At 57.7% G+C, this 20,255-nt stretch carries 19 protein-coding genes; 13 read left to right on the top strand and 6 right to left on the bottom strand.

The genetic code is table 11. The features are described from left to right. Positions 1-113 precede the first annotated feature (113 nt). The 4 genes from QMG15_RS12570 (at position 114) to secF (ending at position 6,957) form a co-directional block, all read left to right on the top strand. Positions 114-3,674, top strand: coding sequence for an indolepyruvate ferredoxin oxidoreductase family protein (locus tag QMG15_RS12570; RefSeq protein ID WP_281788861.1), 3,561 nt, complete (start codon positions 114-116; stop codon positions 3,672-3,674). An 87-nt stretch (positions 3,675-3,761) separates the two neighbouring features. Continuing rightward, complete coding sequence (gene yajC / locus QMG15_RS12565; RefSeq protein WP_108359622.1) at positions 3,762-4,091, top strand: preprotein translocase subunit YajC; 330 nt, start codon at positions 3,762-3,764, stop codon at positions 4,089-4,091. 28 nt (positions 4,092-4,119) lie between these two features. Further along, positions 4,120-5,973: a protein translocase subunit SecD gene (gene secD / locus QMG15_RS12560; RefSeq protein WP_281788860.1), complete on the top strand. Its 1,854-nt coding sequence runs from the start codon at positions 4,120-4,122 to the stop codon at positions 5,971-5,973. Positions 5,974-6,003: 30 nt separating this feature from the next. Further along, positions 6,004-6,957 (top strand): protein translocase subunit SecF, encoded by a 954-nt coding sequence (secF, locus tag QMG15_RS12555; protein ID WP_281788859.1) that lies wholly within the window; start codon positions 6,004-6,006, stop codon positions 6,955-6,957. Positions 6,958-7,030: 73 nt separating this feature from the next. Here secF and QMG15_RS12550 read toward each other — a convergent pair whose 3' ends face one another. Next, positions 7,031-7,513 carry a DUF494 domain-containing protein gene (locus tag QMG15_RS12550; protein ID WP_281790146.1) on the bottom strand — a complete coding sequence of 161 codons (483 nt, stop codon included), beginning with the start codon at positions 7,511-7,513 and terminating at the stop codon, positions 7,031-7,033. A gap of 61 nt (positions 7,514-7,574) precedes the next feature. After that, positions 7,575-8,738: a DNA-processing protein DprA gene (gene dprA, locus QMG15_RS12545; RefSeq protein ID WP_281788858.1), complete on the bottom strand. Its 1,164-nt coding sequence runs from the start codon at positions 8,736-8,738 to the stop codon at positions 7,575-7,577. Between the two features lie 98 nt (positions 8,739-8,836). Between dprA and def the strand changes: the two genes are divergently transcribed. The 4 genes from def to QMG15_RS12525 are packed head-to-tail and all read left to right on the top strand — an operon-like array spanning position 8,837 to position 11,416. Further along, positions 8,837-9,343: a peptide deformylase gene (gene def, locus QMG15_RS12540; RefSeq protein WP_281788857.1), complete on the top strand. Its 507-nt coding sequence runs from the start codon at positions 8,837-8,839 to the stop codon at positions 9,341-9,343. A 14-nt stretch (positions 9,344-9,357) separates the two neighbouring features. Then, complete coding sequence (gene fmt / locus QMG15_RS12535) at positions 9,358-10,347, top strand: methionyl-tRNA formyltransferase (protein WP_281788856.1); 990 nt, start codon at positions 9,358-9,360, stop codon at positions 10,345-10,347. Continuing rightward, the gene (locus tag QMG15_RS12530; RefSeq protein ID WP_281788855.1) at positions 10,347-11,084 is read left to right on the top strand and encodes an AzlC family ABC transporter permease; all 738 of its coding nucleotides are present in this window, start codon (positions 10,347-10,349) and stop codon (positions 11,082-11,084) included. Before fmt ends, QMG15_RS12530 begins: the two co-directional genes overlap by 1 nt. Next, the gene (locus QMG15_RS12525) at positions 11,081-11,416 is read left to right on the top strand and encodes an AzlD domain-containing protein (RefSeq protein ID WP_108359403.1); all 336 of its coding nucleotides are present in this window, start codon (positions 11,081-11,083) and stop codon (positions 11,414-11,416) included. Before QMG15_RS12530 ends, QMG15_RS12525 begins: the two co-directional genes overlap by 4 nt. 34 nt (positions 11,417-11,450) lie before the next feature. Here QMG15_RS12525 and QMG15_RS12520 read toward each other — a convergent pair whose 3' ends face one another. Further along, a complete protein-coding gene (locus QMG15_RS12520; protein ID WP_281788854.1) occupies positions 11,451-11,834 on the bottom strand; it encodes a hypothetical protein in 384 nt (127 codons plus the stop codon). 112 nt (positions 11,835-11,946) lie between these two features. Between QMG15_RS12520 and QMG15_RS12515 the strand changes: the two genes are divergently transcribed. After that, positions 11,947-12,696 (top strand): SDR family oxidoreductase, encoded by a 750-nt coding sequence (locus QMG15_RS12515; protein ID WP_281788853.1) that lies wholly within the window; start codon positions 11,947-11,949, stop codon positions 12,694-12,696. A 90-nt stretch (positions 12,697-12,786) separates the two neighbouring features. Beyond that, positions 12,787-13,980 carry a phosphoglycerate kinase gene (locus tag QMG15_RS12510; protein WP_281788852.1) on the top strand — a complete coding sequence of 398 codons (1,194 nt, stop codon included), beginning with the start codon at positions 12,787-12,789 and terminating at the stop codon, positions 13,978-13,980. Positions 13,981-13,983: 3 nt separating this feature from the next. Here QMG15_RS12510 and QMG15_RS12505 read toward each other — a convergent pair whose 3' ends face one another. Together QMG15_RS12505 and QMG15_RS12500 are read right to left on the bottom strand one after the other, a co-directional pair. Further along, the gene (locus QMG15_RS12505; protein ID WP_146179039.1) at positions 13,984-14,355 is read right to left on the bottom strand and encodes a surface-adhesin E family protein; all 372 of its coding nucleotides are present in this window, start codon (positions 14,353-14,355) and stop codon (positions 13,984-13,986) included. Positions 14,356-14,424: 69 nt separating this feature from the next. Further along, positions 14,425-15,507 (bottom strand): fatty acid desaturase, encoded by a 1,083-nt coding sequence (locus QMG15_RS12500; RefSeq protein WP_281788851.1) that lies wholly within the window; start codon positions 15,505-15,507, stop codon positions 14,425-14,427. Between the two features lie 237 nt (positions 15,508-15,744). On the opposite strand from QMG15_RS12500, the gene pyk reads away from it, so the two are divergent. The 3 genes from pyk (at position 15,745) to QMG15_RS12485 (ending at position 19,260) form a co-directional block, all read left to right on the top strand. Then, entirely contained in the window at positions 15,745-17,178 is a 1,434-nt protein-coding gene (gene pyk / locus QMG15_RS12495; protein ID WP_281788850.1) for a pyruvate kinase, read from the top strand. Positions 17,179-17,286: 108 nt separating this feature from the next. Further along, positions 17,287-18,351, top strand: a complete 1,065-nt coding sequence (gene fba / locus QMG15_RS12490) for a class II fructose-bisphosphate aldolase (RefSeq protein WP_281788849.1) — start codon at positions 17,287-17,289, stop codon at positions 18,349-18,351. 3 nt (positions 18,352-18,354) lie between these two features. Beyond that, entirely contained in the window at positions 18,355-19,260 is a 906-nt protein-coding gene (locus QMG15_RS12485; protein WP_281788848.1) for a phosphoribosylaminoimidazolesuccinocarboxamide synthase, read from the top strand. Here the strand turns inward: QMG15_RS12485 and trxA are convergent, their stop codons facing one another. After that, positions 19,261-20,217: a thioredoxin gene (gene trxA / locus QMG15_RS12480; RefSeq protein ID WP_281788847.1), complete on the bottom strand. Its 957-nt coding sequence runs from the start codon at positions 20,215-20,217 to the stop codon at positions 19,261-19,263. Between the last annotated feature and the right edge of the window lie 38 nt (positions 20,218-20,255).

Below are 20,255 nucleotides of genomic sequence, written 5' to 3'. Positions count from 1 at the left end.
AGATTTTAGAAAGAATCTTGCGCAAAGGGGGTGATTTAGAGCGAAAAACGCAAACCTTTATCTGGGTTGCAACCCTACACTTTGCTTCAAACACAAAACAAACGGAGACACCGATGAACGCACCCATGTCCGATTCCCTTCGCCGCGCCCTGGACACCGTGACGCTGGACGACAAATACAGCCTCGATGTGGGCCGTGCGTTCATGAGTGGTGTGCAAGCGCTGGTCAAGCTGCCCATGTTGCAGCGCCAACGCGATGCGCTGCAAGGCAAAAACACAGCCGGCTTTATCAGCGGTTATCGCGGGTCACCCCTGGGCACGTATGACCAATCGTTGTGGAAAGCCAAGCCTTACTTAGAAGCGCAAAACATTGTGTTTCAGCCGGGTGTCAACGAAGAGTTGGCGGCTACCGCGTTGTGGGGCACGCAGCAACTTGGGTTTGCGCCACAAGGCAGCAACAAGTTTGATGGTGTGTTTGGCATTTGGTATGGCAAGGGCCCGGGCGTGGACCGTTGCTCGGATGTGTTCAAACACGCCAACATGGCAGGCACCACCCCGTGGGGTGGCGTGCTGGCGATTGCTGGTGACGACCATGTGGCCAAAAGCTCCACCGCTGTTCACCAAAGCGACCACATTTTCAAAGCCTGCGGCACGCCCGTGTTCTTTCCGAGCAGCGTGCAAGAAATTTTGGATTTGGGTTTGCACGCGATTGCCATGAGCCGTTTCAGCGGTGTGTGGTCGGGCATGAAGACGATTCAAGAAATTGTGGAGTCCAGCTCCACCGCGGTGATTGACCCGCACCGCGTGAACATCGTCATCCCTGAGTTTGAAATGCCTGCGGGTGGCTTGCACATCCGTTGGCCTGACACCGCGTTGGAACAAGAAGCGCGTTTGTTTGACTACAAGTGGTATGCGGCCCTTGCGTATGTGCGCGCCAACCGTTTGAACCACAACGTCATCGAAGGACCGAATGACCGTTTGGGCTTGATCACCAGTGGCAAGGCCTACAACGACACGCGCCAAGCTTTGCTTGACTTGGGGCTGGACGATGCCACGTGTCGTCGCCTCGGTATTCGTTTGCACAAGGTGGCTGTGGTGTGGCCGCTGGACGCGCAGCTCACACGCGAGTTTGCCCAGGGCTTGCAAGAAATTTTGGTGATTGAAGAAAAGCGCCAAGTCATTGAGTACCAACTCAAAGAAGAGCTGTACAACTGGCGCGCTGATGTGCGCCCCAATGTGCTGGGTAAGTTCAACGACATGGGCGGTGACCAAGGGCCAGACAGCCTCTTCGGCGGTGGCGGCGAATGGTCCATGCCCAACCCCAGCGCCAACACCTTGTTGCGCGCCAATGCCGACTTGAACCCCGCACTCATTGCCAAGGCGATTGCACAACGCGTCTTGAAGCTCGGCGTGGATGCCGATACCACCGCACGCATCAACGCGCAGCTGGCCATCATCACGGCCAAAGAACAAGCCATGACGGCGGTCACCTTAAAGGTTGACCGCATGCCTTGGTTCTGTTCCGGCTGTCCGCACAACACCTCGACCAAAGTGCCCGAAGGCTCACGCGCGATGGCGGGCATTGGCTGTCACTTCATGGTGTTGTGGATGGACCGCGACACCCATGGCTTCACACAAATGGGTGGCGAGGGCGTGCCTTGGGTGGGCCAGCAACCGTTTGTGAACGACCAACACATCTTCGCCAACTTGGGCGATGGCACTTACTTCCACAGCGGCATCCTGGCGATTCGCCAAAGCATTGCAGCGGGTGTGAACATCACCTACAAGCTGCTCTACAACGATGCGGTGGCGATGACGGGTGGCCAACGCGTGGGCGAACGGCCAGAAGGTCACAGTGTTTTGCAAATCGCGCAAAGCATGAAGGCCGAAGGCGCGCAACGCATCACCGTGGTGACGGATGAGCCCGAGAAATACGAAGGCGTGGGTTTGGTCGATGGCGTGGCGGTGTTCCACCGCGATGAGCTAGACCGCATCCAACGCGAGATGCGCGAGATCAAAGGCTGCACGGTCATCATTTATGACCAAACTTGCGCCACCGAAAAACGCCGCCGTCGCAAACGCGGCACCATGGCCGATCCAGCCGTGCGCGTGATGATCAACGAACTCGTGTGCGAAGGCTGCGGCGACTGCGGCGTGCAAAGCAACTGCATGAGCGTGGAGCCACTCGAAACCGAGTTCGGTCGCAAACGCACCATCAACCAAAGCACGTGCAACAAAGACATCAGTTGCGTGAAAGGCTTTTGCCCGAGCTTCGTCACGGTGGAAGGCGGCAGCTTGAAAAAGAAAGCCAAGGGCGTGTCGCGCATGGCACTGCCTGCGCTTGAATTGCCCGAACCCAAGCTGCCCGATACCACCCACGCGTGGGGCATGGTGGTGGCAGGGGTGGGTGGCACGGGTGTCATCACCATTGGCCAGTTGTTGGGCATGGCCGCGCACATCGAAGGCAAAGGCGTGGTCACGCAAGACGCAGCGGGTCTGGCGCAAAAAGGCGGAGCCACTTGGAGCCATGTGTTGATTGCCAACCACCCAGATGACATTCGTACCACGCGTGTGGGTCTTGCTGCGGCAGACCTCGTGATTGGTTGCGACCCCATCGTGGTGGCCGGCAAAGAAACCTTGCAACGCATGCGTGCCGGTCGCACCCATGTGGCGCTCAACGCGCACAGCGCACCCACCGCAGCTTTTGTGCGCAACGCCAACTGGGAGAACCCAGGCGAAGCGTGCGTGGCCGAAATCGTGCACACCGTGGGTACCGAGGGCGTGAGCGCCTTTGACGCAGACCGCGTGGCCACGCAAGTGCTGGGCGACAGCATTTTTGTGAACCCCATGGTCTTGGGTTTTGCTTGGCAAAAAGGTTGGGTCCCATTGGGACGCGAAGCCTTGATGCGCGCGATGGAACTCAACGACATGGCCGTTGCACAAAACAAAGCCGCGTTTGAATGGGGCCGTCATTGCGCGGTGCATTGGGAGGCTGTGCAAGCGTTGCTCGCGCCCGCGCAAGTGGTGCAATTCCACAAGCCTGAAGGCGTCGATGCGCTCATTGCCAAGCGCGTGGCATTTCTCACTGACTACCAAAACGCGGCTTATGCCAACCGCTACCGTGCGGTGGTTGACCGTGTGCGTGAGGCGGAGGCACCGCTGCACAAAACCACGCTGACCGAAGCCGTGGCGCGCAACCTCTTCAAACTCATGGCCTACAAAGATGAGTACGAAGTGGCGCGCTTGCACACCGACACCGCTTTCTTGCAAAAGATCGACGGGATGTTCGAAGGCAACTACACGCTCAACTACCACTTGGCCCCGCCGTTGACCGCCAAGACCAACGCCAAGGGCGAATTGCAAAAGCAAAAGTTTGGACCGCTCATGCTCACGGGCTTCAAAGTGCTCAAACATTTCAAGTGGCTCAGAGGCAGCGCTCTGGATGTGTTTGGGTACACCGAAGAGCGCCGCACCGAGCGTGCCCTCATCCAGCAATACCGCACAAGCGTGGATGTGTTGGTGAGCCAGCTCAACGCCAGCAACCATGCGTTGGCGGTCGAGATCGCGCGAATCCCTGAACAAATCAAGGGATTTGGCCATGTCAAAGCGCGCCACTTGGCGGCTGCCCGTGAGAAGTGGAACAGCTTGAAAGCCCAGTGGTCGACTCAGAACTGAGAAACTAAGCCAGCCGCATACAATCCGCGGTTGGTCTGCTAGGGCGTTTTGCACCCTGGCAGCCGTCCCTCAATTTGGAGTTTGACCGTGTTGATTTCTTCTGCTTTTGCCCAAACCGCTCCTGCCGCTGCTGCAGGCAACGACATCATGTCTTCTCTCCAAGGCATGTTGCCTTTGGTGTTGATGTTTGTGGTGTTGTACTTCGTGATGATTCGTCCACAAATGAAGCGTCAAAAAGAACACAAAGCCATGATCGAGGCCATCGCCAAAGGCGACGAAATCGCCACTGCTGGCGGCTTGCTCGGCAAGGTGACCAAGTTGGCTGAAGCCACGGTGACCATTGAAATCGCGGCTGGCGTGGAAGTGCAATTGCAACGCCAAGCCGTGGTGCAAGTGCTGCCCAAAGGTACTTTGTAATTTTTAGCCACGAGACGACGAAGCGATCATGAACCGTTACCCCCTTTGGAAGTACGCGATCATCGTGATCGCTTTGTTGGTTGGCAGCATCTACACGCTGCCTAACTTTTTTGGCGAAGCGCCTGCGGTGCAGGTGTCGGCTGCCAAGTCGTCCGTCAAAGTTGACCTGGCGGTGCAAGACCGTGTGCAAGCTGCTTTGGCGGCTGCCAACCTCAGCCCCGATGTGGTCACGTTGGACAACGGCTCGCTCAAAGTGCGCTTTGACAGCACGGACAACCAGCTCAAAGCCAAGGACGCGATACAGCATGCCTTGGTGCCCGACGCGAACGATGCCTCGTACGTTGTGGCTTTGAATTTGTTGGCCCGCTCACCCGCGTGGCTGACCTCGCTCAATGCAGCACCCATGTATTTGGGTTTGGATTTGCGCGGTGGCGTGCACTTCATGTTGCAAGTGGACATGCCTGCTGCTCTGACCAAAAAGGCCGAATCTTTGGCTGGTGACATTCGCACCGGCTTGCGTGAAAAGAACGTGCGCCACAGCGGCATCAGCCGCAACAACCAAACCATCGAGATTCGTTTCCGCGACATGGAAACCCTCGAAGCAGCACAACGCGTGATTCAAGACCAGTTCTTGGATTTGCAAACCACCAGTGCCCCCGATGGCGCTGACGTCAAGCTCACAGCGGTGATCAACCCTGTGGCTGCCAAGCGCGTGCAAGAGCAAGCGATCAAGCAAAACATCACCACTTTGCACAACCGAATCAACGAACTTGGCGTGGCCGAGCCCGTGATTCAACAGCAAGGCACCGACCGCATCGTGGTGCAACTGCCAGGCGTGCAAGACACGGCCAAAGCCAAAGACATTTTGGGCCGCACCGCCACGCTGGAAATCCGCATGGTGGACGACAGCGCCGAAGCCCGTTCTGCCGAATTCGGCAATGGCCCCGTGCCGTTTGGCACAGAGCGCTTCATGGACCGCGGCGGCCAAGCGGTGATTGTGAAAAAGCAAGTCATCTTGACTGGCGAAAACCTCACCGATGCCCAACCCGGCTTTGACAACCAAAACCAAGAAGCGGCAGTGCACCTGACGCTCGACGCCAAAGGCGCACGCATCTTCAAAGACGTGACGCGTGAAAGCGTGGGCAAACGCATGGCCATCTTGCTGTTTGAAAAAGGCAAGGGCGAAGTCGTCACTGCGCCTGTGATTCGCAGCGAAATCGGCGGTGGTCGTGTGCAAATTTCGGGTCGCATGAGCACCGTGGAAGCCAACGACACCGCGTTGTTGTTGCGCGCGGGCTCGCTGGCAGCACCGATGGAAATCATTGAAGAACGCACCATCGGTCCAAGCCTGGGCGCTGAAAACATTGCTAAAGGTTTTGACTCCGTCACTTGGGGCTTTGTGGCCGTGACCGCCTTCATGTGTATCTATTACATGTTGTTTGGTGTGTTCTCTAGCGTGGCTTTGGCGGTGAACTTGTTGCTCTTGGTGGCGGTGCTTTCCATGTTGCAAGCCACGCTCACTTTGCCCGGCATGGCCGCGATGGCTTTGGTGTTGGGTATGGCGATTGACGCCAACGTGCTCATCAACGAACGCGTGCGCGAAGAGTTGCGCAACGGTGCGTCAGCGCAGTCGGCTATCCACGCCGGTTACGACCGCGCTTGGGCCACCATCCTTGACTCCAACGTCACCACCTTGATTGCGGGCTTGGCCTTGTTGGCCTTTGGCTCTGGTCCTGTGCGCGGCTTTGCCGTGGTGCATTGCTTGGGCATTTTGACCAGCATGTTCTCTGCGGTGTTCTTCTCGCGTGGCTTGGTCAACGTTTGGTATGGCCGCCAAAAGAAATTGCAAAGCGTGTCCATTGGCACCGTGTGGCGCGCCTGATCGCTTAGCGACAAGAAAGAGATTTGAGTCATGGAATTTTTCAAAATCCGTAAAGACATCCCGTTCATGAAGCACGCGGTGGCGTTCAACGCCATCTCGTTCATCACGTTTTTGGCGGCGGTGTTCTTTTTGTTCAGCCGTGGCCTGCACCTGTCGGTGGAGTTCACGGGCGGCACGCTGATGGAAGTCAGCTACAGCCAGCCTGCTGACCTCAATGCCGTTCGCGACCAAATCGCCAAGCTCGGTTTCTCCGACGTGCAAGTGCAAAACTTTGGCACCGCCCGCGATGTGATGATCCGCATGCCTGCGGTCAAAGGCCAAAGCTCTGCCCAGCAAAGCGAACAAGTGCTGAATGCACTCAAAACCACCGATGCCAATGTGCAACTGCGCCGCACCGAATTTGTTGGCCCCCAAGTGGGCGACGAGTTGGCGGTTGACGGCCTCAAGGCTTTGGCCTTTGTGATTGTGGGCATCATGATTTATTTGGCCATGCGCTTTGAGTGGAAGTTTGCGGTGGCTGCCATCATTGCGAACTTGCACGACGTGGTCATCATCTTGGGCTTCTTCGCGTTCTTCCAGTGGGAGTTCTCGCTGCCCGTGTTGGCTGCCGTGTTGGCTGTGCTGGGCTACTCAGTGAACGAATCGGTGGTGATCTTTGACCGTATCCGTGAGAACTTCCGTCGCTTTCGCAAGATGGACACGGTTGAGATCATCGACAACGCCATCACCTCCACCATCAGCCGCACCATCATCACCCACGGTTGTACGCAGCTCATGGTGTTGTCTATGTTGTTGTTTGGCGGTGCCACCTTGCACTACTTTGCGCTGGCGCTGACCATCGGCATTTGCTTTGGCATTTACTCATCGGTGTTCGTGGCCGCAGCCATCGCCATGTGGCTGGGCATTCGCCGTGAAGACCTGATCAAACACACCACCAAAGTGGCGGGCGATCCGGATGACGAAAATTCGGGTGCGGTGGTTTAAACCTCTGCGCTGCCCATGAAAAAAGCCGGTTTGTGAACCGGCTTTTTTGTGTCTGTGGTTTGTCTAAATTGGCTTAATGCGCCACGCGATCCGCGTCGTCGCACAGCTCATCCAGCACCAGCGCATCCGGCTCTAGGCCAATGCTCCAGTACACCATCAACACAATGATCTTCAGGTCGTCCAAATCCATGGGGTGACCGGGGATGGCCATGGCGCGGTCCAGCACGATTTCGCGCATGTGGGGCGATAGCACATCCGCAGATTCAAGGAAGTTGATGAAGCCCAAGCAAGCCGCGCCCAAGTGGTCTTGCTCGGCCACCGAGTACACGCGCATGCTGTGGGCCGATTCGGTGTGGTGTTCGCGTGCGGATTGGCTGATGTCGATCAGCTCGGTTTTGTGCGACGCCAAGTTGAGCTCGTCTAGCCACGACAAAGCTTGTTGGATGTCTTCTACGTTAAAACCAGCAGCGCTGAGTTTGCGGCCCAGCTGCTCTAGCTCGGGACACGCATCGCCTCGCCAGTAGTTTTCATAGACGAATACGAGCACTTCAAACATGGAGCCAATATACATGTTTTTTGTTTCTCCGCAGCCGCAAAACATCAGTGTTCACCCTCAATCACGCCGAGGCCAAACGCTGAAACAAACCACCCGGTAATCGACCTACAGCACCGTCTAGTTCTAACGTCAGCAGTTGCGCTTGTAGTGAGGAAGTGTCCAGCCCGCAACGCGCTTGTAAGGCGTCCAAGCTCACGGGCGCAAAGGCCATGTGGGTGAGCAGCGGGTGTTCGTTGTCAGACGCGCCTGTAGCCTCTCCGTCGTTTAACGCATCGGCAAATAAGTTGACTTGTTGTTGTGGTGCAAGCTGCAGCTCTTCCAACACGTCTTGTGCGTTTTCAACCAGCTTCGCACCTTGGCGAATCAGCGCATGGCAACCGTGCGATTGCGTGGCGTGGATGGAGCCCGGAATGGCCAAGACCTCACGGTTCAAATCTAACGCCATCTTGGCCGTGATGAGCGAACCCGATTTCAGCGCAGCCTCCACCACCAAGGTGCCCAAACCCAACGCCGCAATGATTCGGTTGCGCTTGGGAAAGTGGTGTGCCAGCGGTGCAGTGCCCAAGTGGTATTCGCTGATCAGCAACCCTTGCAACGCCATCTGCCCCGCCAGTGTTTGGTGCTGACGTGGGTACACGCGGTCCAAGCCCGTGCCGACCACGCCCACGGTGTGCCAGTGCTGTGTGCGTGTGGATGCCCCATCGCGAGCGTTGCCGCCACGCAGCGCACCTTGGTGTGCTGCACCATCCACGCCCAGCGCCAAGCCCGAGACCACGCACAAACCTGCTGCGCTGAGTGCCTCGCCAAACTGCGCTGCCGTTTGTGCGCCTTGTGGCGTGGGGTTGCGGCTGCCCACGATGGCAATGGCGTTGCCCAGCGCTCGCGCGGTTTGGCCTGCCACATAAATCATCAGCGGTGGGTCGGCCAGTTGCAGCAGCTCGCTGGGGTAGCGCGCATCGCCCAAGGTCCACAGCGCGTGGCTGTGTGTGTCGGGTTGGTGCATCAGCCATTGGTGGGTACGCACACATTGCACAGCCAGTTCGTTGGGTACGCTCAACAGGGCTTGGGCTTGTTGGGGGGTGACTATTTGGCCCAGCGCGGCTTCTGTTTGTTCAAACACCGCTTGCGGGCTGCCAAAGCAGCTTAGTAATCGACGGGCCGCGTCGTTGCCAATGCCCTCGGTCATGCTCAGGCGCAGCCATGCGCGCAACTCGTCTTTGTCCATGCGACCCTCCCGTGGAATGAAAAATCCATTGTCAGAATGGGTGTCACGAATAGGCGAGCCCGAAGGTCGAAAACTTCAAAACCGGAGACAATAAAGCCATGCCCAAGTTAGACATCCTCCGATTCCCCGACCCCAAGCTCCACACCGTGGCCAAGCCCGTCAAAGACATTGACGCGCGCATCAAAACCTTGATTGCCGACATGCTGGAAACCATGTACGACGCCAATGGCATCGGCCTAGCCGCCACGCAAGTGGGCGTGCACGAGCGTTTGGTGGTGATTGACACCTCCGAAGAGCGCGACGAGCCCATGGTGCTCATCAACCCCGAAATCACGTGGATGGGTGACGAGCGCGTCAAGGGCGACGAAGGCTGCTTGTCGGTTCCCGGTATTTACGACGGCGTGGAGCGCGCCACACAGGTGAAGGTCAAAGCCCTTGACGAGCACGGCAAAGAGCGCACCATCGAAGCCGAAGGTTTGCTGGCGGTGTGTATCCAACATGAACTGGACCACTTGTTGGGCAAAGTGTTTGTGGAATACCTCTCACCTTTGAAGCGCAACCGCATCAAAACCAAAATGCTCAAAGCCCTGCGTGACGACGAATAAATGGGTCAGCTTTTATGAGTGATTCATTACGCGTCATCTTTGCCGGCACGCCCGAGTTTGCGGCAGAGGCCTTGGCCAAAATTTTGGCCGCCGGTCACACCGTGCCCTTGGTACTGACCCAGCCCGATCGCCCTGCAGGTCGCGGCATGAAGCTGCAAGCTTCTGCCGTGAAGCAGTTGGCCGTGCAACACAACATCCCCGTGGCCCAACCTTTGAGCCTGCGCCTAGACGGCAAATACCCAGACGATGCCGCCGCTGCACAAGCCGCAATTGCCGAGGCGAATGCGGATGTGATGGTGGTGGCAGCCTATGGCCTCATCCTGCCGCAGTGGACTTTGGATGCGCCACGTTTGGGTTGCCTGAACATTCACGCCTCGCTGTTACCACGCTGGCGTGGCGCTGCGCCCATTCACCGCGCCATCGAGGCGGGGGATGCGCAAACCGGCGTGGTCATCATGCAAATGGACGCGGGTCTCGACACCGGCGACATGCTGCTGACCGACGTGCTCGACATTGCCGCGGATGACACCACCGCCAGCCTGCACGACCGCTTGGCCGACATGGGTGGTGCCTTGGTGGTGCGCGCTTTGGCCGACGCACAAGCGGGCCAATTGCAACCGGTGAAGCAGCCCGAAACTGGCATTACCTACGCCCACAAAATTGAAAAATCCGAAGCCGCGGTGGACTGGCAACAGCCCGCAGAGGCGATTGGCCGACGCGTGCGTGCGTTCAACCCATTCCCTGCGGCCTCGGCGCAGTTGGGTGCTGACGTCATCAAACTGTGGCGTGCCACCGTGGAGACAAGCGCACACAGCCAACAGGCAGGTACGGTGCTGAGTGCCGACGAACACGGCGTGCGCGTGGCCTGCGGCCAAGGCGTGCTGTGCGTGACCGAGTTGCAACGCGCAGGCGGCAAGCGCCTGAGCGCGGCCGACTTTTTGCATGGCTTCGCGCTCACACCTGGCCAATGTTTTGAACCTCACGTTTCACACAAAGTCGACTGATGTTTTGGCAACGCAGACTCCAGCAACACCCTGAGTTTCGACTTGGGGCCAAACATTACGCGCAGCAAGCGCTAGGCCAAGTGGCTTGGGGTTTGATGACCGGCGTGGCGATGGTCAAGTCAGGCATGAGTGTGTTTGAGTCCGTCGCCATGACGCTGTTTGTGTATGCCGGTAGCTCCCAGCTGGCGGCGATGCCGCTGATTGCTGTGGCTGCACCCGCATGGGTGATTTTGGCCACGGGCTTTTGTGTGAACTTGCGCTTTGTGGTGTTCAGCTTGCATCTGCGGCCTTATGTGATGCACCTGTCACGCGGCACACGCATGGCACTGGGCTACTTCACCACCGACATCACCTATGTGTTGTTTACCAAACGCTTTCACACCCCTGCAAAGAGTGACGATGAGCGCACCGCGCACGAGGCCTACATCGCGGGTGCGAGCTTTTTAAATTGGGCGGTGTGGATGGTGTCGAGCTTGGTTGGCGTGGCCTTGGCCAACATCATTCCGCCTTCGTGGGGTCTGGGCTTTGCGGGCATCTTGTGTCTGCTGGGTATTCAATGCTCGTTGGCCAGTTCGCGTTTGCGCGTTTTGTCGTCAGTTGTGGCTGGCGTGACGGCGGTCAGTGCTTATGCCTTCCCGCTCAAACTCAACATCATCTCAGCCATTGCCATGGCTGTGCTGGTGAGCATGCTGGTCGAACACGCCAAGCCGGCACTCGCACAAGGAAGTCGCGCATGATGGACATCAACTGGTGGACGTTTGGGGTGATCGTGGGCTTGGCCGTGGTGACCGTGGTGTCGCGCAGCTTTTTCTTTTTAAGCAACACGGATTGGGATTTGCCCCACTGGGCGCAACGCGGTTTGCAATATGCGCCCATCGCCGCACTGTCAGCTGTAGTGGTGCCTGAAATTGTGATGACCCAAGGCCAACTGATCACGACTTGGCAAGACGCCCGCATCTTTGCGGCGGCAGCTGGGGTAGCGGTTTACTTTGCCAAGCGTGATGTGTTGTTAACCATTGTGTTGGGCATGGCGGTTTTCTTGCCACTTCACTTGGGCTTGGGCTGGTAAGCCGCAAGCCTTGTGCGGCTTAGTCGCGCATCAATTAACCGCGAACAAACAAAGTGACGAGTTCGTCAGCCCCCACTTGGCGGCTCCAATGGCCGTGGACCTTGGGGTCAAACGTGGCGCCTGCGGGCAGCACATCGGCTGAGTAAAAGTGCTCACCAGGCCCAAAGATGCGCGACGTGCCGTCTTGCAAAAAGATTTCCATCTGACCTTCCAACACAAACAACCACTGCGGGTTGTCGGTGCAATGAAAGTCGCTGCGAAACCCCACAGGGCTGCGGCGCAACTGAAAACCATTGCTGGCCATGAGGGGCGACAAACGCGCTTGCGGCTTGCCTTCGGATAGCGCCACCGTTTCTTCGCGGAAACGCGCGAAGCCGTCGGTGTCGGTGAAAAGGATGACTTTGTTGAATGTGCTCATGCAGGTACTTTAGCGCGACTGCATGGGTTTGCTGTTTACGCGCACGAGACAATCATTGCTTGCGCGAGCCTTGAGCTTGTTCACAATCAGGGTTTTACACAGGAGCAACCCCATGAGCAAAGTAGCAATCGTCACAGGCGCCAGTTCTGGCATTGGCAAAGCATGTGCTTTGGCTTTGTTGGCCGAAGGCTGGAAGGTGGTGTTGGTGGGGCGTCGCGCGGATGCGCTGCAAGTCACGGTGCAAGCGGCGGGCGCGCACGCAGGCAATGCGTTGGCTGTGCCTTGCGATGTCAGCCATGAGGACGATGTGGCCAAACTGTTTGAGCAGGTGCGCGTCAACTACGGCCGCTTGGATTTGCTGTTCAACAATGCCGGCATCTTCTTGCCCGCCACCATGCCCGGCGATTTGTCGGGGGCCGATTGGCGTCGTTCGGTAGATGTCAATTTCAACGGCGCGTTTTATTGCCTCTCGCACGCGTTCAAGTTGATGAAAGAACAAAGTCCGCAAGGCGGACGCATCATCAACAACGGGTCGATTTCGGCCCACGCGCCGCGCCCGGGCTCGATCGCCTACACGGCCACCAAACACGCCATCACCGGCATGACCAAAGCGGCGTCGCTGGATGGCCGCGCGTTTGATATTGCAGTGGGCCAGATTGACATTGGCAACGTGGCCAGCGACATGACCGAAAAGTTTGCCGCTGGCGCTTTGCAAGCAGACGGCAGCGTGAAGCCCGAAGCCCGCATGGACATGCAAGGGGTGGTGGACAGCTTCATGGCCATGGCCCGTTTGCCGCTGACGGCCAATGTGCTGTTCATGACGGTGATGGCGACCAAGATGCCGTTTGTGGGGCGGGGCTAAAGCCCTTGAAGAGGACGGCTTGGGCTGCCAATTTCGCGCAAGGCTGAACTTTTAGAATAGCCCTAGTTTTTACTTTTACCGCTTACCTCCATGAACGTCATTCGCTTCTCTGATTTGTGCGCCAACGGCTCGGCCAAAGGCAAACGTGTGTTCATCCGCGCCGACCTCAATGTGCCGCAAGACGACGCAGGCAACATCACCGAAGACACCCGCGTGCGCGCTTCTGTGCCCGCGATTGAAATGGCGCTCAAGGCCGGTGCGGCTGTGATGGTCACGTCTCATTTGGGGCGCCCCACAGAAGGCGAGTTCAAACCAGCAGATTCTTTGGCGCCCGTGGCCAAGCGTTTAGGCGAGTTGTTAGGCCGCGATGTGCCGCTGGTGGCCAACTGGGTGGACGGCGTGACCGTCGAGCCAGGCCAAGTGGTGCTGCTGGAAAACTGCCGCGTCAACAAAGGCGAGAAAAAGAACAACGACGAATTGGCCCGCAAGTTGGGCGCGTTGTGCGACATTTTTGTGCACGACGCATTTGGCACCTCGCACCGCGCCGAAGGCACGACCTACGGCATCGCGCAATACGCGCCCGTGGCCTGTGCCGGCCCGTTGTTGGCGGCAGAGATTGACGCCATCACCAAAGCCTTGGCCAACCCCAAGCGCCCACTGGCCGCCATCGTGGCGGGCAGCAAGGTGTCCACCAAGCTGACCATCCTCAAGAGCTTGGCCAACAACGTGGACCAGCTCATCGTGGGTGGCGGCATTGCCAACACCTTCATGCTGGCCGCGGGCCTGAGCATCGGCAAGAGCTTGGCCGAACACGACTTGGTGGACGAAGCCAAAGCCGTGATCGACATCATGAAAGCACGCGGCGCCGAAGTGCCAATCCCCACCGACGTGGTGACTGCCAAAACCTTCGCGGCGGACGCTGTGGCCACCGTGAAGAAAGCCACCGACGTGGCCGACGACGACATGATTTTGGACATCGGCCCAGAGACCGCAGCCAAGCTGGCCGCGCAGCTCAAGCAAGCTGGCACGATCGTGTGGAACGGCCCCGTGGGCGTGTTTGAATTTGCGGCGTTCGAGAACGGCACCAAAACCATCGCGCACGCCATTGCCGAATCCAGCGCTTTCAGCATCGCAGGCGGTGGCGACACTTTGGCCGCCATTGCCAAGTACGGCATCGAAAAACAAGTGGGCTACATCTCTACCGGCGGTGGTGCTTTCTTGGAAGTGCTGGAAGGCAAGACCTTGCCTGCGTTTGAGATTTTGACCAAGCGCGCTGCGGGTTAAAACTCACCAAGCACAAGCAAACGCAAACAACTGTCGGCTCATGCTGTCTTGGCTGATGGGCCGCCAGCCTTCAGACACTGGCAGGGCTTTGATGGCGGGGCCGTTGCCCATTTTGTTGGGATGGCTGGTGGCGCTGAGGGTTTTGTATTTGCCTTCGGCGCAGTCGTAATCGATGTTTGATTTGACCGATTGCTGGCCTGTTTGGTCTGGTGCTTGCAGGTCGTACACCACCCACACGCGGCGGTTGCCACCCATTTTGCTGATGGCGCTGGAGTCGATGTAAACGGTGGCCACTTCGTTGCGCGTGACCGTGACCCACATGGCGTGCGATGCGGTGGCTGCAGCGGCCAACAAAAACAAAACAATGAACTTCATGGGCATGGAGCGTACAAGAAAAAGCCCCGCAAATTCGTGAGAACTTGCGGGGCTGAGAAGGCTGGGTGCTTAGGCCTTCATCGCACGAGGGCTAGTGACCTTGCCGTCGTAAGTGGTCCAGCTGTCGGTCTTGAAGTCATACAGCTTGCAGTCGCGTGCTGTTTGGAAGTACCAGCGCCAAGAGAAAGGCTGAACGATGATGCGCTCTGGCAGCAACTCTTCGAGTTTGCTTTGCGCTTGTTTCAGTTTGTACAGAGGAATGCTCATGTCCAAGTGGTGCGCGGTGTGCTCCATGATGTGGTGCATCAGCGCGCCAATGTTCAAGGGGAAGGTCAAGTGCACGGTGGTGGACACAAAAGGCGACGCCTTAGACCAACCTGTGCGCTCTTCGTGCCAAGACACGTCCACATGGGTGTGGTGCACGTACACCACGAAACCAATCATGGTCACCCAGAAGAAGAAGGGCACGCCCACGCCCATCAACAAGATGTAGCCGATGGTTTGCTCAGTGGCGATTGCAGCCCAAGCCATGACAGCGATCCAAACGACGGCGAATGCAGTGATCAGCAAGCAGTCTTTAATGAAGATGGGACGGCGTGTGGGCATGTTCTTTTCGTTGGGGAAGACCATCTTGTTCCACCAAATTTCGATCATGTAGTACAAGCCAGGTGCCCAGCCGCTGCGGTACACGCGGTCACGCAATTTTTCGAAGGGGCTCAGGGCTTCGAACTCTTCGGGGGTGTAAGGGGCCCACACGAAGTCGAAGTTTTTGAGGTTGGTGTAACCGTGGTGCACCACGTTGTGGCCAATGTCCCACAGGCTGTAGGCGGTCAACGAGGGCAAGAAGGCAATGCGGCCCAACCACTTGTTGAGGTTGCGGTGTGGTGTGAGGCTTTGGTGACAAGCGTCGTGGCCCAAGATGAACAAGCGGCCAATCACAAAACCTGCTGCGCAGCCGCTCAAGAGCTTGGCCCACCAAGACTCGAACAGCACGGTGCCTGCCATGAGCGCACCCCACAGCACGTAGTCAACGACGAGCATGACGATGGCCAGCGCCGTGGTGCGCTCGGCCAAAGGAATCAGCCATTCGCGCATGACTTTGCGGTGCGGCATCGGTTCGCCGGGGAGGATAGGTTGGATATTTGTGGTCATAGAAGATGAATCTTAGGTGAGCTGTGATGATGCGCACTGATTTGCATCAATTAGTGGCAGATTATCGCTGTTTACGCACATGAATGGGTGTTTACCCGTCAAGCCCCTTATCAACCAAAGGCTGATAAGAGGTCCAAAGCATGCGTTTTTGCCTGCGGATATGTTGAAACACGCCGCTGTGGCGTGCTTTAAGCATGTAAGAATCAAGCAAACAAAACACATTCGGAGACATAAAACATGGCACGTCACGCTACCAAAATTGTTGCTACTTTAGGCCCAGCTTCCAGCGATCCCGCGTTGCTGGAAGCCATGATTCGCGCTGGCGTGAACGTGGTTCGCCTGAATTTCAGCCACGGCAAAGCGCAAGACCACATTGACCGCGCCCGACTGGTGCGCGAAGCCGCCGCCCGCGCAGGCCGCGAAGTGGCCATCATGGCCGACCTGCAAGGCCCCAAGATTCGCGTGGGCAAGTTTGTGGACGGCAAGGTCATGTTGGAGAACGGCGCCAAGTTTGTGTTGGACGCCTCGCGCACCGAACCCGGCGATTTGCAAGGTGTGGGCTTGGACTACAAAGAACTGCCTCGCGACGTGAAGCCCGGCGACTTGCTGCTGCTCAACGACGGCTTGATTGTGTTGACGGTAGAGACCGTGCGCGGTGAGCAAGTGCACACCACAGTGAAGATTGGTGGCGAGTTGTCGAACAACAAAGGCATCAACAAACAAGGCGGTGGCCTGACTGCACCAGCCTTGACCGCCAAAGACATGGAAGACATCAAAACCGCGATGAGCTTCCAAGCCGACTACCTCGCGGTGAGCTTCCCCAAAAACGCCACCGACATGGAAATGGCGCGCCAACTGGCCAACGTGGCGGGCGCTGAATACAAACACAAGCCGGGCTTGATTGCCAAGATTGAGCGCGCCGAAGCCATCCCGCTGTTGGACGAAATTTTGCGAGCCAGCGACGGCATCATGGTGGCGCGTGGCGATTTGGCCGTTGAGGTGGGCAACGCGGCTGTGCCTGCACTGCAAAAGCGCATGATCAAGCTCGCGCGCCAGCACGACAAAGTGGTGATCACCGCCACCCAAATGATGGAAAGCATGATCACCAACCCCGTGCCCACGCGCGCCGAGGTGAGCGACGTGGCCAACGCCGTGATTGACGGTACAGACGCCGTCATGCTCAGTGCTGAAACCGCCGCAGGCAAATACCCGCTTGAGACAGTGCAAGAAATGTCCAAGATTTGCGAAGCCGCTGAAGCGGCTGAAGACGTGGAACTGGACGCCGATTTCAAAGGCCAAACCTTCACCCGCATTGACCAAACCATCGCGATGGGCGCCTTGTTCACGGCGCACCACTTGGGCGCAAAAGCCATCGTGGCCTTGACCGAATCGGGCTCCACCGCGCTGTGGATGAGCCGCCACCGCATTCATATTCCCATCTACGCGGTGACCACCAAAGTGGCCTCGCAGCGCCGCATGGCTTTGTTCCGCAACGTGCGCCCCTTGTTGATGGACACCAGCGCCGACCGCGACACCGCTCTGGCCCAAGCCGAAGCGCACCTGAAGTTACGCGAAATTGTGGACACGGGCGATGTCTACGCCATCACTTGCGGCGACCCCATGGGCACGCCCGGCGGCACCAACATGCTGCGCATTTGCGAAGTTCGCTAAACCATCTTGCACGGTGGGTGGGCTTTTGGGCCTGTCAGCTGTGCGTTGAGCTGCCGCCTTTAAAATTGCCAGCAGTTACATAAGTTTTTAATTTTTGAGGATTTCCCCATGGCACTCGTATCGATGCGCGAACTTTTGGACCACGCTGCAGAGCGCGGTTACGGCATTCCAGCTTTCAACGTCAACAACTTGGAGCAAGTGCAAGCCGTGATGATGGCGGCTGACGCCGTGGGCGCGCCTGTCATCTTGCAAGCCAGCGCTGGCGCACGCAAATACGCCGGTGAGCCTTTCATCAAGCATTTGATTCAAGCCGCCACCGAAGCCTACCCACACATTCCGTTGGTCATGCACCAAGACCACGGCACATCGCCCAAGGTTTGCCAAGGCGCGATTGACCTTGGCTTTGGCTCCGTCATGATGGACGGCTCGTTGATGGAAGACGGCAAGACACCTTCTAGCTTTGAGTACAACGTGCAAGTCACCCAACAGGTGGTGGCCATGGCGCACAAAGTGGGCGTGTCAGTCGAAGGCGAATTGGGTTGCTTGGGCAATTTGGAAACAGGCGAAGCCGGTGAAGAAGACGGCATTGGCGCGGTGGGCAAACTCGACCACAGCCAAATGTTGACCGATCCTGAAGAAGCTGCGCTGTTTGTGAAAGCCACGCAACTCGACGCCTTGGCCATCGCCATCGGCACCAGCCACGGCGCGTACAAGTTCACACGTGAACCCACGGGCGACATCTTGGCCATCAGCCGCGTCAAAGAAATTCACGCCCGCATCCCCAACACCCACTTGGTCATGCACGGCTCTAGCAGCGTGCCGCAAGACCTGTTGGCCATGATCAACCAATACGGCGGCCAGATGAAGCAGACCTTCGGTGTGCCCGTGTCTGAAATTCAAGAAGCCATCAAGCACGGCGTGCGCAAGGTCAACATCGACACCGACATCCGCTTGGCCATGACGGCTGCCGCGCGCAAGTTCATGTTTGAAAACCCAGAAAAATTCGACGCCCGCGAATGGCTCAAGCCAGCCCGCGAAGCCGCGATGAACATCTGCAAACAACGTTATTTGGAATTCGGTTGCGAAGGCCAAGGCAGCAAGATCAAAGGCGACAGCCTTTCTGTGGTGGCGGCCAAGTATGCCAAGGGCGAACTCGCTCAGTTGGTGAAGTAACTCATGACAGCTTTGCACACCTCTGCGCTCACTTCTTTGCCTTTGCTCGCACGCGGCAAAGTGCGCGACAACTACGCCGTGGGCGACGACCGCATCTTGATGGTGGCGTCTGACCGCATCAGCGCGTTTGACGTCATCATGGGCGAGGCCATCCCCGGCAAGGGCGAATTGCTCACGAAGATGGCATTGTTTTGGTTCGGCAAGCTCGGCCACATTTGCCCCAACCACTTGACCGGCGAAGCGCCCGAGAGCGTGGTGAGCGCGGACGAAGTGGCACAAGTCACTGGCCGCTCGATGTTGGTCAAACGCTTGAGGCCCATCCCCGTGGAAGCGGTGGTGCGTGGCTATTTGGCGGGCAGCGGCTGGCAGGAATACCAAGAGAACCAAGCCGTGTGCGGCGTCAAGCTGCCCAAAGGTTTGAAGAACGCCAGCAAGTTGCCAGAGCCCATCTTCACACCCGCGGCCAAAGCAGCCGTGGGTGACCACGACGAGAACATCACTTACGAACAAGTGGTGGAGATGATTGGTGGCGGCTTGGCCGAGAAAATCAAAACTGTCAGCATTGCTTTGTACGAAACCGCGCGTGATGTGGCCGTCGCCAAAGGCATCATCATTGCTGATACGAAGTTTGAATTTGGTTTGGATGCCAACAACGACCTCGTGTTGATGGACGAGGTGCTCACACCCGACTCCTCACGCTACTGGCCTGCTGACAGCTATGCGCAAAGTTTCAAAGACGGCGTGAATCCACCGAGCTACGACAAGCAGTTCTTGCGTGACTGGCTGGAGACTGCCCAAGTGCAAGGCAAGCCGTGGAGCAAGTCACCCCCTGCACCGCATTTGCCGCAAGAGGTGATCGCCCAAACCGCCGCCAAGTACCAAGAGGCTTGGGAGCGGTTGAAGGACTGATTAGTTCAGCACCATGCTGAGCTTGCGACGGTAGCGAGAAATCATCTCCAACACGGGGTCTTCTTGCACCGCAGCTTTGCCAGTTAACTCGATGCCGCCTGCGGATTTGCCGAAGGCGGCATCGTCCGTTTTGGGCTTGGGTGGCGTCATCAGTTCCAAGATGGCCACATAGGTTTTGCGCGCCACATCGTGGTTCCATGCCTTGTCGCGCATGATGATTTCCAGCAACTCGTCCATCGCGTTTTCAAACAACTCAGCGGCAATCAGCACGCGGGCTTTGGCCAAGCGGGTGTCGAAGTCGCGTTTGTTTTGGGCAATGGCGGCATCGAATTGCTCGAATGTCCAAGCTGCGCGCTCGTCGGTCGACACAAATAGCAAAGCTTGCAGCCAGTAGTTCAGTGCATCAAAGCGCAGTTGCAGCGGGATTTCGGTCAGCTTGGGCGCCAATGCCGCTTGCGCTTCTTCCAACTCACCCATAGAAATGAGCAGCTTGACCAAGTTGTAACGGGTTTCGTCGTCAGCCGTGTTGAGGCTCAAAGCCTCTTGCAGTTTGGCGATGGCGGCTTGCGCATCGCCTGCGTTGATGAGTTGCTCGGCTTCTTGGGCATCGGCTTGGGCCGCTACTTCGTTGTCAGATGGCAAATGCTTGTCCAAAAACTCGCGGACTTTACCCTCGGGCAGCGCGCCCATAAATCCATCCACAGGGCGGCCACCCATCAGCAAGATGCAGGTGGGCAGGCTTTTCACGCCAAAGGCGCCGGCCAGCTGCTGTTCGGTATCGGCGTTGATCTTGACCAGCTTGAAGCGGCCTTGGTAGTCGGCTTCCAGCTTTTCCAGCACGGGGCCTAGCGATTTGCAGGGGCCGCACCAGTCGGCCCAGAAGTCCACCAACACGGGGGTGGTTTGTGAGGCGGCGATCACGTCCGCCTCGAAATTTTCCATCGTCACATCAATCATGGGGGTCCCGTCTTAAAATTCGTTTTTGCTCACACACA

The organism is Limnohabitans sp. INBF002 (assembly GCF_027924905.1).
GTDB lineage: Bacteria > Pseudomonadota > Gammaproteobacteria > Burkholderiales > Burkholderiaceae_C > Limnohabitans.
Note: the sequence above shows the minus strand (reverse complement) of the source record. Positions and strands in the feature narration are given on the sequence as shown.